Source organism: Staphylococcus ureilyticus, from assembly GCF_025558845.1.
Classification (GTDB): Bacteria; Bacillota; Bacilli; order Staphylococcales; family Staphylococcaceae; genus Staphylococcus; species Staphylococcus ureilyticus.
The window spans coordinates 392069-408004 of record NZ_CP094825.1 but is presented as its reverse complement, the minus strand read 5'-3'; the positions used below and the strand labels follow the sequence as shown (position 1 = coordinate 408004).

The 15936-nt window shown below is 31.0% G+C and carries 14 protein-coding genes; 6 read left to right on the top strand and 8 right to left on the bottom strand.

The features are described from left to right. Nucleotides 1-582: 582 nt before the first annotated feature. Together MUA21_RS01890 and MUA21_RS01885 are read right to left on the bottom strand one after the other, a co-directional pair. Nucleotides 583-1812 carry a NupC/NupG family nucleoside CNT transporter gene (locus MUA21_RS01890; protein ID WP_070657593.1) on the bottom strand — a complete coding sequence of 410 codons (1230 nt, stop codon included), beginning with the start codon at nt 1810-1812 and terminating at the stop codon, nt 583-585. A 338-nt stretch (nt 1813-2150) separates the two neighbouring features. After that, complete coding sequence (locus MUA21_RS01885) at nt 2151-3869, bottom strand: ABC transporter ATP-binding protein (RefSeq protein ID WP_105873850.1); 1719 nt, start codon at nt 3867-3869, stop codon at nt 2151-2153. A gap of 241 nt (nt 3870-4110) precedes the next feature. Here MUA21_RS01885 and pbp4 point away from each other — a divergent pair, with 241 nt between their 5' ends. Beyond that, nucleotides 4111-5403, top strand: coding sequence for a penicillin-binding protein PBP4 (gene pbp4 / locus MUA21_RS01880; RefSeq protein ID WP_064209566.1), 1293 nt, complete (start codon nt 4111-4113; stop codon nt 5401-5403). A gap of 202 nt (nt 5404-5605) precedes the next feature. Here pbp4 and tagD read toward each other — a convergent pair whose 3' ends face one another. From tagD to MUA21_RS01860, 4 genes are all read right to left on the bottom strand, one after another. Next, nucleotides 5606-6004, bottom strand: coding sequence for a glycerol-3-phosphate cytidylyltransferase (gene tagD, locus MUA21_RS01875; protein WP_019468395.1), 399 nt, complete (start codon nt 6002-6004; stop codon nt 5606-5608). A gap of 91 nt (nt 6005-6095) precedes the next feature. Next, on the bottom strand, nt 6096-7154 hold the full coding sequence (locus tag MUA21_RS01870) for a glycosyltransferase family 2 protein (protein ID WP_262561696.1): 1059 nt from the start codon (nt 7152-7154) through the stop codon (nt 6096-6098). Then, nucleotides 7151-8242 carry a teichoic acid glycerol-phosphate primase TarB gene (gene tarB, locus MUA21_RS01865; protein ID WP_107525580.1) on the bottom strand — a complete coding sequence of 364 codons (1092 nt, stop codon included), beginning with the start codon at nt 8240-8242 and terminating at the stop codon, nt 7151-7153. The genes MUA21_RS01870 and tarB overlap by 4 nt, the downstream gene beginning before the upstream one ends. A 129-nt stretch (nt 8243-8371) precedes the next feature. Beyond that, nucleotides 8372-9172, bottom strand: a complete 801-nt coding sequence (locus MUA21_RS01860; RefSeq protein ID WP_019468398.1) for an ABC transporter permease — start codon at nt 9170-9172, stop codon at nt 8372-8374. 365 nt (nt 9173-9537) lie between these two features. On the opposite strand from MUA21_RS01860, the gene tagH reads away from it, so the two are divergent. After that, a complete protein-coding gene (gene tagH / locus MUA21_RS01855; RefSeq protein WP_073343352.1) occupies nt 9538-10332 on the top strand; it encodes a teichoic acids export ABC transporter ATP-binding subunit TagH in 795 nt (264 codons plus the stop codon). A gap of 156 nt (nt 10333-10488) precedes the next feature. On the opposite strand, the gene tarA is transcribed toward tagH, so the two are convergent. Continuing rightward, nucleotides 10489-11235, bottom strand: coding sequence for an N-acetylglucosaminyldiphosphoundecaprenol N-acetyl-beta-D-mannosaminyltransferase TarA (gene tarA, locus MUA21_RS01850; protein WP_107525581.1), 747 nt, complete (start codon nt 11233-11235; stop codon nt 10489-10491). Nucleotides 11236-11490: 255 nt separating this feature from the next. Between tarA and MUA21_RS01845 the strand changes: the two genes are divergently transcribed. Further along, nucleotides 11491-12240 carry a M50 family metallopeptidase gene (locus tag MUA21_RS01845; protein WP_107525582.1) on the top strand — a complete coding sequence of 250 codons (750 nt, stop codon included), beginning with the start codon at nt 11491-11493 and terminating at the stop codon, nt 12238-12240. Between the two features lie 404 nt (nt 12241-12644). On the opposite strand, the gene MUA21_RS01840 is transcribed toward MUA21_RS01845, so the two are convergent. Continuing rightward, nucleotides 12645-13289: a metal-dependent transcriptional regulator gene (locus MUA21_RS01840; RefSeq protein ID WP_107525584.1), complete on the bottom strand. Its 645-nt coding sequence runs from the start codon at nt 13287-13289 to the stop codon at nt 12645-12647. Between the two features lie 121 nt (nt 13290-13410). Here MUA21_RS01840 and MUA21_RS01835 point away from each other — a divergent pair, with 121 nt between their 5' ends. From MUA21_RS01835 to mntC, 3 genes are read left to right on the top strand one after another with little or no spacing between them, the layout of a single operon-like run. Further along, nucleotides 13411-14145: a metal ABC transporter ATP-binding protein gene (locus tag MUA21_RS01835; RefSeq protein ID WP_046207314.1), complete on the top strand. Its 735-nt coding sequence runs from the start codon at nt 13411-13413 to the stop codon at nt 14143-14145. A gap of 21 nt (nt 14146-14166) precedes the next feature. Continuing rightward, nucleotides 14167-14997 carry a metal ABC transporter permease gene (locus tag MUA21_RS01830; protein WP_262561695.1) on the top strand — a complete coding sequence of 277 codons (831 nt, stop codon included), beginning with the start codon at nt 14167-14169 and terminating at the stop codon, nt 14995-14997. After that, nucleotides 14997-15929 carry a manganese ABC transporter substrate-binding lipoprotein MntC gene (gene mntC / locus MUA21_RS01825; RefSeq protein ID WP_262561694.1) on the top strand — a complete coding sequence of 311 codons (933 nt, stop codon included), beginning with the start codon at nt 14997-14999 and terminating at the stop codon, nt 15927-15929. The genes MUA21_RS01830 and mntC overlap by 1 nt, the downstream gene beginning before the upstream one ends. Nucleotides 15930-15936: the final 7 nt, after the last annotated feature.

Here is a 15936-nt window from a genome sequence, read left to right as displayed (position 1 = left end):
GAACATACCACAACAATATTTGAAAAAAATTCTGAATCACTTACTTGTAAAACCTTGATATTATAAGATTTCTTTTTATTACACTTTTAAAAGTTCAAAAATTCTGAATTTTCGGTTTACTTATACACTTTCCTTTGCTATAATAAAATTTATCTTCTTATTGATTGCCAATAAGAAGCCATCTCCTTTGTGTTGTTTATAGTAACATACAAAACAATTTTTGCTCGAGTATATTTTTAGTACCTAGTCCTTACTATTAATATACAATTAATTCATTTCCCGTAAAAGCCAAGTAATATTGCATGTGTCTCCTCACGTCAATTACTTGGCTTTATTTTTTATTTTAAAATCATCATAATACATATACGAACAAGCATTAATATAAAAAAGGAGCGTTATTGATATCAATAACGCTCCTTTTTTTACCGTCTATTGATATCAACTAAGTAATTAATACAACTTTTACTTCAAGACGATCGATTATAAATTCACTGTATTTAATTATCTTATATGCTTGATAGACCTAGACAATTATTTCGACATATATCATCTTTAAGTGAGTCATTCACTTACAACCAATCATTACCAAGCAAACAAACCAACAAATCCAGCTGTCATTAACGATACTAAAATTCCTGCAAGCAACATCATTGGAACATATTGCGAAACAAAATCAGATGTTTTCTTATCTACAATGCCTTTCAATGTTCCAATAATCATCCCTATTGTTGAGAAGTTCGCAAACGATACTAAAAATGTTGCAATAACTGCACGTCTGTGTGGTGAGTATGAATCAATAACATCTTTAATTTGACCCATCACCACAAATTCGTTTGTCACAATTTTTTTCGCCATTTGTTGTGCCACTATCCATGCCTCATCAAACGGTAATCCTAGTAATAAAGCAAATGGATACATAAAAGTACCGAGAATTTGATCTAGGCCAAAACTTCCTTTTATACCAGCCCAACCACCGATAATACCTGTGATTAAATTAATAAAACGGTCAATTAAATCAGAAAGTGCAACAAAACTGATAACAAAAGCAATGATGATTAAAATCAATTTACCTGCATTTAATACTGAATCTCCTAAAAATGAGAAAAACGGCTGTTTTTCAATTTCTTCATTACGGATACTATAAATAATATCTTCTTTTTCTTCCACAGAAACAGGATTTAAAATAGAAGAAACTATAATTGCATTAATGATATTTAAAGGAATAGCAGTTAGTACTAAGTCACCTGGTATCATCGATACATACGCGCCAACAATTGCACCAGATATCGAACTCATGGACATCATTGCCACTGTTAACACACGTGTTTCTTTCATGCGTTTCAATTGTTCATTTGAAACTGCTAATGCTTCTGTATTGCCTAAAAACATCATTTCTATACCAAAGAAAGATTCGAATTTTGGCTGACGTGTAATTTTAGCTAAAGCCCAACCAATACCACCTATAACTTTGGGTAAAATATTAAAATACATCAAAATATCAAAAAGTGGTACTACTAATAGAATTGGAAATAGCGCACTCACAGCCATATCCATCATTTCTGTATTTGTCCAACTGGCAAAAGCAAATCCTGTACCTACATGTGCAGAATCAATAACCCATGATATACCATTTGCCAATAATTGAACCGCTAATTTCCCCCAAGGGAAATACATAAAGAACCATGCTAAGAATAAGTTAATTACGACTAAAATGCCAATAGATTTCCACTGGATATCTGATTTCTTTCTGGAAAAAAGTACAGCAATACCTAAAAACACAATTAACCCAATAATATTAATAAGTAAAAACATCATACACCCACCATTTCTTATTGAATAAATAACTACTTGAATATTTAAAAGCAACACTCGATTATGTATAAGAATTATTAAGATGAGTATATCTGCTCTCGCTCATTAAGTTAATTATCAATTTTAGTTATATAGCAGCGAATATACTCATCTTAAATTTTGTAATCCATTTATTTAATTTCATTCTTGATAAAAATCTATCATTCCCCAAATGATTGTCACTTATGAATTCACAATAATTATACCATGCATGTACATTATATAAAATAAAAATTTTATGGTTCGTTTATAGTCAAAAAATATATTTATCCAGCATCCAATCATACGTGTTTTCAATATTACTTCGTTAAATTTTGTGTATGAACAAATTGTTGATATTTTTCATGATTACCAATCAAATCCTGATGAGTGCCTATGCCTGTCACACTACCGTTATCAATAAAAATAATTTGTTCAGCTTTTTTAATTGTAGATAGTCTGTGGGCAATCACGATTGTTGTTCTGTTTTCCATCAATTCTTCTAAAGCATCTTGAATCTTTCGCTCACTTTCGCTGTCTAAGTTAGCGGTTGCCTCATCCAATAATAAGATATCTGGATTTTTAACAAAACTTCTGGCAATATCTATACGTTGACGTTGGCCACCTGACAATTTCAAACCTCGCTCGCCAACAATTGTGTCATATCCATCTTCAAACGCTACAATAAATTCGTGACAATTTGCTAATTTTGCATAGTAAATTAATTCTTCGTTTGAGACTTCACGATTAATGCCATATAAAATGTTGTCTCTGATTGAGCCATTCATCATTGAATTAGATTGCATGACATAACCTATTTTCTCACGCCAATGTCCTAGATCTATATCATAAATCGATTGGTCGCCATAAGTGATATCACCTTGTTCTATGTCATACATTCGTTCAATAATATTGAAAATTGTACTCTTACCTGAACCAGAAGGTCCTACAAAAGCAGTAATACTACCAGATGGTATATCAAAACTCACATTTGTAAGAATTGGTTTATTACCGTATTTAAAATGCACATTTTCAAATGTTAAATTACCATCAATCATTGGTTTTGCTTGTTCTATTTCAAAAACTTCAGTAGGTTCTTCCATGATTTCATATATACGACTACTTGCCCCTACAGCCTTTTTATAATCTGTAACCAAAGTTGATAAATTAATGATAGGTTGCGTAAGTTGAATAACATAAAAAATCATTGCAATTAAGGTTCCTGCTGTGATTGCTCCAGTAGAAATTCGAATTGCACCAAAACCTAAGATAACTGCAATCGTTAAAAGCATAATTACACCAGATATAGGTTGTATAATAGCTGTAATCTTAGCTTGCTTTAGTCCTAAAAAGTATATTTCTTGTAAATTCTTATGCGCATTATTTAACTCTATTTTTTCAGTACGTGAAACTTTAACTAAGCGCATTTCTGTTAATACACGACCTAGTAAGCCACTAAAATTCGCAATCTCTGCCTGTGTTTTTTTAGAAATATTTTGCATGATTTTACCTAATGGAATCATAATTAATACAAATATAGGTATCGTGATAAAAGTCAGCAAAGTCATTTGCCAATCCATCACAAATAACATTATTAAAGAGCCGATAATAGTCAATACTGAAGGCAATAAGTTGGGCAATTTTTGTGAAATAAATTCATTGATTACTTTTGTGTCGTCTGTCAAACGACTCATCAATTGTCCACTTTCATTTTTATCAAAAAATGGCATTTTTAAGTGGATGATGTGTTTCCATAAAACGGATCGAATTGCATAAATGATTTTCTCACCAATTTTACTCAATAAATATAATCCTATACCGCTAAGCAACGCATTCATAATAAATATAGAAATAAATGCTATGATAAACATCCAATTAATATTTTCAAAAGAAAATTTATCTACGAGCTTACCTGTAAAAAAAGGAACTACTAGTCCTGTAATACTACCTAATGAAGAAATTAAAACAGCTATGATAATCAGTCCAACAGGCCATGATAATTTTTTAAATAAGTAGAATAATGGATTCTCTTGATTCATATCTAAATTACCTCTTCTAAAAATATTTTAAATTACCTCTTACTTACATTAATTTTGAGCAGATTAATTTTAAAGTATTAAGTTAAATTAATTTCAATTTATTTTATCATGTTTTACACAATAATTTTCAATAAATTATTTATAGAAAATATTCTTCTGTTTAATATTTTATAAACTACATACAATATGCTAAAATACCTCTATTGCAATAAAACAGAACATATTAAGAGGGAATGTAATTATGAGAAAGTTAATTCTGGCAATTGTAACTGTACTCTTCGTCGGTTCAATTATAACACCTTTTGCCAACGCTGAAACAGTCACACCTACACAGGCGGCAAATCAATATGGTTATAATGTTACTGATAATTATCAACCTGAAGGTGCAGTAAATATTGCCCAAACCGGTCAAATTCTTTACCAATATAACGCTGATAAAGATTGGTATCCCGCTTCGATGAGCAAATTGATGACCATGTATTTAACACTCGAAGCCGTTAATCGTGGGGATTTATCTTTAGATGATAAAGTTAAAATCACAGACAAACATTACAGCATGTCTACCTTGCCTGAATTAAGTAATACCAAGCTTTATCCTGGAGAGACTTACACGATTAAAGAGTTACTCCAAATCACTGTTTCAAATTCAAGTAATGCCGCAGCGCTTATATTAGGTCAAGAAGTATCTGGAAACCTTTCAGATTTTACAGATGCAATGAACAAAAAAGCAAAATCAATAGGTATGAAAGATACACATTTTGTTAATCCAACAGGTGCTGAAAATAAACAATTGAAAGACTTTGCACCAAAAAAATATAAAAATGAAGAGAATAATACATCAACCGCTAAAGATTTTGCAATTTTAGCTCAACGTACTATTCAAGATACACCAAAAATCATTTATTTCACTAAACAATTAGCTCCAACGCAACACGGTGTTACATATTACACGTTCAATCACTCTTTAGAGGGTGCGGATATGAGTTTAGAGGGGACAGATGGTTTAAAAACTGGCTCTAGTGACATTGCAGATTACAATCACACTATCACTACAAAAAGAGATAAATTTAGAATTAATCAAACAATAATGGGTGCTGGTAACTACGACAACTTAGGTGGCGAGAAACAACGTAATATGATGGGCAATGCCTTAATGAATATGTCTTTTGATCAATATAAATACAAAAAAATTATTTCAAAAGGCAATCACAAAATTAATGGGAAAACATATTATGTAGAAAAAGACTTATACGATGTACTTCCAAATGATTTCGATAAAAATGATTATAACTATGTAATTGAAGATGGTAAATTGCATATTGAATATGATCGAAAATTTATTTCTGATAAATACGGCCCACCAACTGTTAAAGTAAGCAAACCAATTCTGCATCAAACTACGACAGTTGTGAAAACGACGTGGGATGAACATCCAATCCTCACTTTATTAGGAACGATATTAATCATAGCTGCAATCGCAATTATTATTTATCTTATTATCGAAACTTTCAAAAACAGAAAAAATCATAAATAAAGTCATGAATTATCAATGCCAAAATGATACCCCGAAAAGATGCTTTAACTTAGAAATCTTCTCGGGGTTTTTCATAGCTTGATCGTTCGATGACAAAACAAGTTGAGGCTGAGACATTACGATGTCCCAGCCTCACTTAATATATTTATTTAACATATGATTTATTAAAATTATAATTCAATATCAACAAATGACTGCTGATTTATTTTTCAGCATCACCATAAAGTTCTTTCTTGATTTTAGTAGTAGAAATACCTTCTGTACGGTTAAGGTAAATCACTTCACATTTATCTTTCAAGAAGTCAAACTCACCTTCCCAGTCGTGCCCCATTACAAAAGTATCTATTTCATAGCGATCGACGTCGATTTCTTTTTGTCCCCAGCCACTTTCAGGGATTACAAGATCAACATAACGAATAGACTCTAGCATCATCTTTCGTTGTTCATAATTATAATAAGACTTTTTATTTTTAATGCGATTAAATTCATCTGTAGATAGTGCAACTACTAAATAATCGCCCATTTCTCTAGCTCTTCTTAATAATTCAATGTGACCATAATGTAATAAATCATACGTTCCATAAGTAATAACACGTTTCATACGCTCATACTCCTTAACAAAATTTAATTAAAATTTACATTTTTTAAAAGTATAGCACACTGATTTGAAGTTTACGAACTATACCCAAAATTCATTTTTTTAATATTTGTTTTAATTTCATTTTACCTCTGAATTTTACACGTTTCGGTAACACTTCCATTTGAAAACGGTAATAATTCGGTCTACCAATGCCTATATTAAGTAATGCTTCTCGCCATTTTTTATATAACGCTTTATTCCAATTTTTTCCACATTGTTCAACAACCCTAATTATTCTAAACATTGCTTCTCCTGAATAATCTGCTTCTTGCATATTATTCATATAAGACGTTACGACATCTAAAAATGGTTCTGTTAATTTTTTATTATTTGTGAGAAATGCTTGCAACAAGTAACTGACAATGAGTTCATCCATACGATAACTGTAATAAATCCGTTCTTCTCTTAATAACAATGTGTGCATCACTCTATGTCTTACTTTAATCGCATCGCTCATATAATTTACAAAGCGATCTGCTCTTTGATCTGTCACCGACCCTTTTTCTTCATGATAACCATACACAATAAAAGGTAATAATTGCACATCTCGTGCTTTCTTATAAGCTGATATCATAAATGTATGCTCTTCACAAAACACTACATCTTCATCGAAGCGTAAATCTTTGAATGTCGCACTAAATAACTTGCCTCCTGGACCAATAGATTGCATCATTTCAGGACATTGTGCTAAATTCACTTTATCAAATTTTTGTATGGGTTGGTGTGTATAAAAACTTTGCCATGCACCTTTATTTAGTCTTCCAATTTGTCCTAGTACAATATCTACATGTTCATCCTGTTGAAAGTAATCTGCCATAGCATCGATACTATTTGGCAAAAATTCATCGTCTGCATCTAAAAACATAAAAGCATCACCAGTAACATACTCCAATGCCTTATTTCTGCTCACAGCTGCACCTTGATTTGCTTGATTAATAATACGAATGTTTTTGTATGCTTTTTGTAGTCTTTCTAAAACTTGTTTACTTTCATCTGTTGATCCATCATTGATACAAATAATTTCATAATCTTGCTTTGTATCCACCGAGCTTATTGCTCTTTGAAGTGTATTTGCTGCATTATAGACAGGTATGATAATTGATATTTTCATGTTTTCACCATTTTCTCTATATGATTTATAACCTGAGTTAAGCTGTTTTGAACATTATAGTCATGCCAATTTTTGAACAATGGCATTAAAGCACTTGCATGTGTTTGAAGTATATGAACGATGTCTTCTTCGCTATATGCTTTGTAAAATTCCGGAATTTCATAATAATATGAATTTAGCCCCCGTACTTTTTCATAATTTACTTCATCATAGACATAAAAAAGCGTCGGCTTATTTAACAAACTTGCTTCTATTGCTAATGAGCTATAATCTGTGATGATAACGTCCGCCATAACCATAAGCGATTGTAGACTAATATTGTGTTGCTCATCTTGAGGTAGTGATGGATGTAACTTACTCATCAATGTGTATGAAGGTAATGCTGTTTCAAAACGCGCCTTATCAATAATCTGATTGGCTTGGTGATGCTCGCGATACGTTGGCACATAAAGCGCTAATTTATCATTGATACCATATTGTAACTTTAATGCTTGCTGCTTTTGTTTGATATCTAAATTTACATATGGAACAAGACGAGGCAATCCAGTTCTTAAAAATTGATCATCTTTCGCACCAAACGCGGATTTAAAACAATTCACCATTGGTTCGCCCCCTACTAAATATTTATCAGTAGCGCGATAAACATTTTTATATTGGTTCACCATTTTTTTATTATTTAAATCTACTTGGTGGTCAGTAAGTCCAAAATTTTTCAGTGCACCAACTGCGTGCCAAGTTTGAATGATTGTCTGTTGCGATTTCTTTTTGAAACCGCCAAACAATAAATAATATGTATCTATCACAATAATTTTTGCCGTACTCAAGGACTTTATATGTTTGAAGACTTTTTTATTACCCGCAGGTATAAATGTCACATTGTCTAATTGTTCAACATATTTTCTATTACTTTCCTTGGCAATCACTGTCACTTCATAAGATTTTCGATTTAATGCTTCGATGATTGGAAGTACATCTTCAACAAATGTCATCATGACGACAATATGATGATGATTTATTTTTTTCTTTATATATATCAAATTTAAAAAACTAATGATTGTCATATAAAGTTTTTTTATTAACTGTCTCAAATTTCCACCGCCGGTAATTATTTATTCTCTTTTATTATAGCTATTTTATATTTAAAATTATAGAAAAATCCTTTAATGACTTTTAAGCCACCAAAGGATTAAATATAAATCGTCTTTGTCTGAATTCCATTACATAAAGTCTGCAAAATGATCTCTATAACGCATATGCAATATAGATCCTATGACAAATAAAAATACAATGATAAAGAAGTTATAAAATGTTAATTCCCAATGTGTAACAAAATACCATTCGTTATATAGAACCGATGCACGATACGCCTCAGCAAGATAATAAATTGGATTCAGTTGCATAACATCTTTAACAATACCTTCTGGTGGTACAATTAAAATAGATGAAGCAAAGAATACCATTCTCATCAATGCTTGAATTGCTGGTTGAGTATCTTTTACTAATACACCTAACGTAGAAGTAAACAATGCTACTGTTGTAGTGAAAATTAATGCAAATGGAACATATAAAAATAATTGTAATGTATAAATAGATGGATAATAACCACCTAACATACATAATAAAATAACAGCAACTAATAGTGCGATATGTCCATAGAACCTACTCATCACTATATATGATGGTATAATTGATAACGGAAAATTCATCTTAGCGACATGGTTATATTTACTTGCGATTGATTTCGTACCTTCCAAAATACCTTGGTTCACAAAGAACCACATACTAATACCAACGAGTAACCAATAAATAAATGGGACACCCTCGATTGGATTATTAGTTCTAATTCCTAGACCAAATACAAACCAATAAACCATAATTTGCATTGCTGGATTAATTAATTCCCAAGCCATACCAAGGTAATTATTGGTGTTAGTAATTTTAACTTGGAATTGTGCTAACCTTTGAATTAGATAGAAATTTTTAAAATGCTCTTTTAAGACTACCCACACTGCACTCATTTAAATAAACCACACTTTCAATCAATTTGCTAATCATAATTATGCTATAAAAAGTCTACATTCAAATCTAATATACGCTTTGTTATTCATCTTAACAACCTATATTTAATTGGGTAAATTAAATATTTTATGTAATAAAAGCGGATGTGCTTACTCATATGATTGTTGTATAATAGAAAAACAACAAAGCTAAAATAACCTCATTTTAGTTGATTTTATAACTTAAATTCAGTAAACTTTAACAATTGTATAAGAACGTTATCTTAAAATTTGTACTCACTTACTTTACAATAGGTTAATAAATTTAACAACTCATATATAATATAATATACTATATACTATCTGCAAATAAGGAAGGTAAAATTATGAATGTATCGGTTAACATTGAACATGTAACTAAAGAATACCGCATCTATCGCAATAATAAAGAGCGTTTAAAAGATGCCTTAGTCCCTTTTAATAAAAACAAGACATTTTATGCGCTGAATGATTTGTCATTAACAGCATACGAAGGTGATGTTATAGGCCTTGTAGGCATCAATGGGTCAGGTAAATCTACGCTTAGTAATATTATTGGTGGTTCCCTATCTCCTACTGCTGGAGATGTGAATCGACACGGTGAAGTTAGTGTGATTGCAATTAATGCTGGTTTAAATGGACAGTTAACAGGTATTGAAAACATAGAATTTAAAATGTTATGCATGGGATTCACAAGAAAACAGATTAAAACCTTAACACCTGATATTATTGAATTCAGTGAATTAGGAGAATTCATTTATCAACCTGTTAAAAAATATTCTAGTGGTATGCGAGCCAAGTTAGGTTTCTCAATTAATATCACAACAAATCCAGACATCCTTGTCATTGACGAAGCATTATCAGTTGGAGACCAAACTTTTGCACAAAAATGTTTAGATAAAATTTACGAGTATAAAAAGCAAGGTAAAACTATTTTCTTCGTAAGCCATAATATGAAACAAGTGCGTGAATTTTGTACTAAAATCGCGTGGATAGAAGCTGGTAAATTAAAAAAATTCGGTGAACTAGATGAGGTTTTACCCGAATATGAAAAATTCTTAAACGGTTTTAAAAAATATTCCAAAGAGGAACAAAAAGCCTTTAGAAGTAAATTGGATAACTCAAGATTTGAAGTGAAATAATTTTATTGACTGTTAAATATCATAGATAACGACTGCACAATTGCATGACAATTTTAATAAATAAATCATAACTAAAATAAACTTATATTTGCTAAATATATCAAAGTCATTGTAGTAAAAAATCGGCTATAGCTTAACAATGCTATAGCCGATTTTTTATTGCTTTGCTTTTTGCTTAATCACTTTAAATACAAACTTTGGTATGGCTTTCATTCTGCCAAACCGTTTCCAATCAATGATAAAGCGATAAATCCATTCAATATTTAATTTACGAAATATTTTGGGCGCTCTTTTTTTCGTTCCGCTAAAAACTTCAATAGATCCGCCAACACCCATTAGTAATGTCTGTTTAAAATAATGATCATAACGTTCAATCCATTGTTCTTGCTTAGGATAACCCATCCCAACGAAAACATAATCTGGATTAAATGAACTCACGTGTTTCAATACCGCTTCATCTTCTAAATTAAAATAGCCATGGTGATAATCAAAATGAATATTAGGGTATTTTTCACTTAATTTCTTCACAGCTTGAACGACAACCTCATCTTTTGCACCTAATAAAAAGACCTTTTGATAATTAGCATTAGCAATTTTCAAACATGCTTCCATTAATTCTATACCTGGAACACGTTCTTTCAAAGGGGTTTTAAGCAGTTTTGAAGCCATAACTACACCTGTACCATCAGGAATGACATAGTCTGCTTTGTTAATTAACTTACGATATGCTTCATTTTCAGTAGAAAAGTCAACTATTTCAGGATTAGCAGTTACAATAAATAAATTTTTTTCAGATTGTGATTCAAAAAAAAGCTTTATACGGTCACGCATTTCTGTCAGCGTTACATTATCGAATAAAACAGATAATACGTTTACCTTTTCTAATTTATTAGCTCTTGTCATAATTGGTTATCTCCTAACTCAATTCTTTTTCTCGTTACCCTATAATACATTACTTGTAATATGAATACTGTTACTCTCGCATATATTACAATATTAATAAAACCTAGGTCAAACCGCTTTAAAATATAATATACATCAAAAGTCCAAATGATTTATGGATGATCTTACTTTATACTATTATATGTGAGATACTGTTTGATTAGTATCGTATCTCGTAAAATATTAAATTTTCGTATTCTAAAAATGAGGTATTTCATGTCTAAGCTAAATGCGTTTTTCAGTTCTTCTATTCAATTACATCTTTATTGGATTGTTTTAGTGGCTATAATCTATATCATCATACATACTTATCGAAATAAACCTATCAACCAATTTTTAGATATCTATTTTAACTATATCCCTGTATTAACACATGAGTTTGGACATATATTATTTAATAAATTGAGCGGTGGACGAGCGAGAGACTTAGTGATTGTGGCAAGACCAGCTGAGCGTCTAGCAACATCTCAACAAGGCTACGCCATAACACAATCAAAAAATAGTATTGGTCAGTCCATCACTACATTCGGTGGCTACGTTATGCCGCCATTGATGTTATATATAGGATTTCTATCTACGCAATATCAATATCCAAGCTTGTTTATCACTGCTTACCTATTAATATTTATATATTTTGTATGCTTAACGTCTAGAAAGCTATTACCAATGTTCATAGTATTACTTTTAATTTTTTTATTATATTGCTTATTTAAAAGTGATAATCAATTAGCGATACTTTATGTTATAACTATTACACAACATTTTATCTTAGGTGTTTTATTAGGAGAAGTTCTTCAATCATCTTGGACAATATTCAAATTAACTTTCTCATCAAGTGAAATCACTTGGGATGGTAGCACTTTAAAAACATTGACTCATGTTCCAACCTTCATCTATAGCTTCATTTGGATAGCGATCAATTTATTTACTGTTTATCAATTATTCCGAGTTTACTTTATTCCTTAGACCTCTTCAAAAAGAGTCTAAGACATAAAGTTATTGGGTAAGTGAAAAAGCCAATATCCATTGAAATAATATAAAAATCGGCTTTAATAGGTTGTATTTTGATAAGACGCTTGAGGCAACAGGACAAACTGAAGACGACGGGCAGAAGCTGTCCTCTAAGAAAGCGAGCCAACAATACGCCGCAGCATTGAATAACAAGAAGCACACAGATAGATTGAATTAAATCATCTGTGTGCTATTTTTTAGGATTTATGACTCAGACTTTTTTCCTTTCAATATCACTATTAACTATTAAATATGACTACAATGTCCTTTTCAAGCTTTGTCTTATGCTTATTAGCTAGACGATTTCAATTTTTTAAATCCTTCTAAGTTGCATATAAAAAACTTCAGTATGCAAATTCTTATTTTTCTGCATAAATATGTTCTGCATTATCATAACTCAGTACTGTCACTTTTTCTTCTTTCTGCACCATTACTACTTTATTGGTATCATCTTTATCTAATATTTTTATTTGTTCACCAATCAATATAGATTTACTTGTTAAATAAACTAACAATTCTGTTCTATCTCGCACACGTTTTATCGTCACTATATCACTGGCTTCAAACGACAATAAATTTGTAGTATATATCTCTTTATATTTATTGTCTCTAGGGATAATACCACCGTGCGGACAAGTGATTGGGTAATCTAATAATTTGTCTAAACGTTCTACAAATAAGTGTGAAACTTTGTGTTCTAGCACCTCAGCTTCCTGATGTACCTCTTCCCAATTATATTCTAATATCTTAATTAAAAATAATTCTAATAATCGATGTCTTTTAATGATATCTAAGGTATATGTCAAACCTTCTTCTGACAATTGCACACCTTTATATGGCTTCGTTTCTACAAATCCCGATTTTTCTAAACGATTCACCATTTCACTTACAGATGGTGGTTTGATATTTAAATACTGGGATAACGTCTTGTTTGAAACGAAAGAATGATCGCCATTATGAGTCAAAATTGCTTTTAAATAATCTTCTTTTTCTTCAGTTAGCATGGTTTCACCTCTCAAGTCATTCACTTTATTGTATCACGAATCTACTTGACACGCTAAAAGTTAATGTTATATTATAAATTAAATTAGGTTAGCCTAAAATTTAATTTAAGGAGGTAGAAAAATGTTAGAAATTAATAACTTAAATCTCACTTTAGGGAATAAACATGTCTTGGAAAACATTAATTTAGAAATTCCCGTAAAAGGTGAAATTATAGGTATTATGGGACCCAATGGAGCAGGAAAATCTTCCTTACTCAAATCAATTATTGGTGAATTTAAGTCAACAGGTATCGCTAATTTACATAACATTGCTATACAACAAACACTTAAAAATGTTACATACATCCCACAAAAAGCACATATTGACTTAGACTTTCCAATTAAGGTAGAAGATGTTGTACTCTCAGGTGCCTATAAAGATATTGGTTGGTTTAGGTTTGTTACCCCTAAAACAAGAGCTAGACTTAATCAACTGCTATCAACATTAGAATTACAAGATTTAAGAAATCGACAAATTTCTGCACTCAGTGGAGGTCAATTACAAAGAGTTTTAGTAGCTAGAGCACTCATGACAGAAAGTACACTTTATCTTTTAGATGAACCATTTGTAGGTATTGATTTCCATAGTGAACAAATCATAATGACTCAATTAAATGAGCTCAAAGAAGCTGGGAAATTAATTTTAATTGTACACCATGATTTATCTAAAGCAGAAAAGTATTTTAATCGTGTTATTCTTTTAAACAAAACAATTCGTTTCTTTGGAGAAAGTCATGTTGCGATGCAACCTGACCATTTAAACGAAACTTTCTTAAACCCCACACAGGAAGAGCAACAAAAGTCAGAATCGGCATAAATAGAAAGGAAGTAACACGATATGGAATTTTTTCAACACCTATTTGAATACAAATTTTTAAGCAATGCATTGATTATTTCAATTGTTGTAGGAATCGTTTGTGGTACAGTAGGTTGCCTCATTGTATTAAGAGGCCTGTCCCTTATGGGAGACGCAATGAGTCACGCAGTTTTACCTGGAGTTGCATTATCATTTTTATTCGGCGTTCCTATGTTTGTTGGAGCGTTAGTGACAGGTATGATTGCTAGTATCTTTATCGGATTCATTACCAAAAGTAGTAAGACTAAACCCGATGCTGCGATAGGAATTAGTTTTACAGCATTTTTAGCTACCGGGGTCATTTTAATTAGTCTCATTAATAGTACTACCGACTTATATCATATCCTTTTCGGTAACCTATTAGCAGTGACACACACTACTTTTTGGTCAACAGTCGTAGTTGGTTTAATCGTTATGATTTTAATTATAACTTTCTACAGACCATTAATGATATCCACATTCGACCCAATTTTTAGTAGAATGAGTGGTTTAAACACTACATTTTTACACTATTTCATTATGCTATTGCTCTCACTCGTTACGGTAGCAAGCATACAAACAGTAGGTATTATATTAGTTGTCGCTTTATTGATTACGCCTGCTTCAGCTGCATTTTTAATCGCTAAAAAATTACATACGATGATGATCATTTCTAGTCTTATTAGTGTTATAAGTTCAATTGTCGGTATGTATTTTAGTTATATTTATAATATTCCAAGTGGTGCAACTATCGTCTTATGTGCGTTTATCATTTATATCATTATTTTCACTTGTAATAAAATGCAATTTTTCACAAAAAAAGGAGCAATTTAATGAAAAAACTATTAACAATTACAATGATTCTTTTATTATTTTTAAGTGCATGTGGTAAAGGAAACAACGATTCTAATTCTCAATCACATGAAAAAATAAAAGTTGTAACAACAAACTCAATCCTTTATGACATGGTCAAAAATGTTGGAGGCGATAACGTAGATATTCATAGTATCGTCCCAATCGGTCAAGATCCACATGAATATGAAGTAAAACCAAAAGATATTAAAGCATTGACAGATGCTGACGTTGTGTTTTATAACGGGCTAAACTTAGAAACAGGTAATGGTTGGTTTAAAAACGCATTATCACAAGCTAATAAGTCATATGAAGATGGTTCTGTTGTTAAAGTTTCAAAAAATGTTAAACCTTTATACTTAAACGGTGCTAAAGAAGGCGATGAATCAAAACAAGATCCACACGCTTGGTTAAGTTTAGATAATGGTATTAAATATGTAGAAGAAATAAGCAAAGCCTTGATTAAGAAAAATGACAAGTATAAAGATGATATTCAAAGTAATACCAAGGATTATATCGCTAAGTTAGAAGATTTGAAAAAAGAAAGTCATGATAAATTCAACGATATACCTAAAGAACAACGTGCAATGATCACAAGTGAAGGTGCTTTTAAATATTTCTCAAAACAGTTTGATATTAAACCTGGTTATATTTGGGAAATCAATACCGAAAAACAAGGTACCCCTGAACAGATGAAGCAAGCTGTAAAATTTGTTCAAGACAATAACCTTAAACATTTACTTGTAGAAACGAGTGTAGATCAGAAAAGTATGCAAAGTCTAAGTGAAGAAACAAACTTAGATATTTATGGAGAAGTATATACAGATTCTATAGGTAAAAAAGGCACTAAAGGAGATTCATATTTTAATATGATGCAAGAAAATATCAATACTGTTCACGGTAGTATGGAATAAAATAAGG

Excerpts from the sequence above, each read along its gene's own strand:
- MUA21_RS01890 (WP_070657593.1), bottom strand. The coding sequence starts at position 1,812 with ATGTTTTTACTTATTAATATTATTGGGTTAATTGTGTTTTTAGGTATT.
- MUA21_RS01885 (WP_105873850.1), bottom strand. The coding sequence starts at position 3,869 with ATGAATCAAGAGAATCCATTATTCTACTTATTTAAAAAATTATCATGG.
- pbp4 (WP_064209566.1), top strand. The coding sequence starts at position 4,111 with ATGAGAAAGTTAATTCTGGCAATTGTAACTGTACTCTTCGTCGGTTCA.
- tagD (WP_019468395.1), bottom strand. The coding sequence starts at position 6,004 with ATGAAACGTGTTATTACTTATGGAACGTATGATTTATTACATTATGGT.
- MUA21_RS01870 (WP_262561696.1), bottom strand. The coding sequence starts at position 7,154 with ATGAAAATATCAATTATCATACCTGTCTATAATGCAGCAAATACACTT.
- MUA21_RS01860 (WP_019468398.1), bottom strand. The coding sequence starts at position 9,172 with ATGAGTGCAGTGTGGGTAGTCTTAAAAGAGCATTTTAAAAATTTCTAT.
- tagH (WP_073343352.1), top strand. The coding sequence starts at position 9,538 with ATGAATGTATCGGTTAACATTGAACATGTAACTAAAGAATACCGCATC.
- tarA (WP_107525581.1), bottom strand. The coding sequence starts at position 11,235 with ATGACAAGAGCTAATAAATTAGAAAAGGTAAACGTATTATCTGTTTTA.
- MUA21_RS01845 (WP_107525582.1), top strand. The coding sequence starts at position 11,491 with ATGTCTAAGCTAAATGCGTTTTTCAGTTCTTCTATTCAATTACATCTT.
- MUA21_RS01840 (WP_107525584.1), bottom strand. The coding sequence starts at position 13,289 with ATGCTAACTGAAGAAAAAGAAGATTATTTAAAAGCAATTTTGACTCAT.
- MUA21_RS01835 (WP_046207314.1), top strand. The coding sequence starts at position 13,411 with ATGTTAGAAATTAATAACTTAAATCTCACTTTAGGGAATAAACATGTC.
- MUA21_RS01830 (WP_262561695.1), top strand. The coding sequence starts at position 14,167 with ATGGAATTTTTTCAACACCTATTTGAATACAAATTTTTAAGCAATGCA.
- mntC (WP_262561694.1), top strand. The coding sequence starts at position 14,997 with ATGAAAAAACTATTAACAATTACAATGATTCTTTTATTATTTTTAAGT.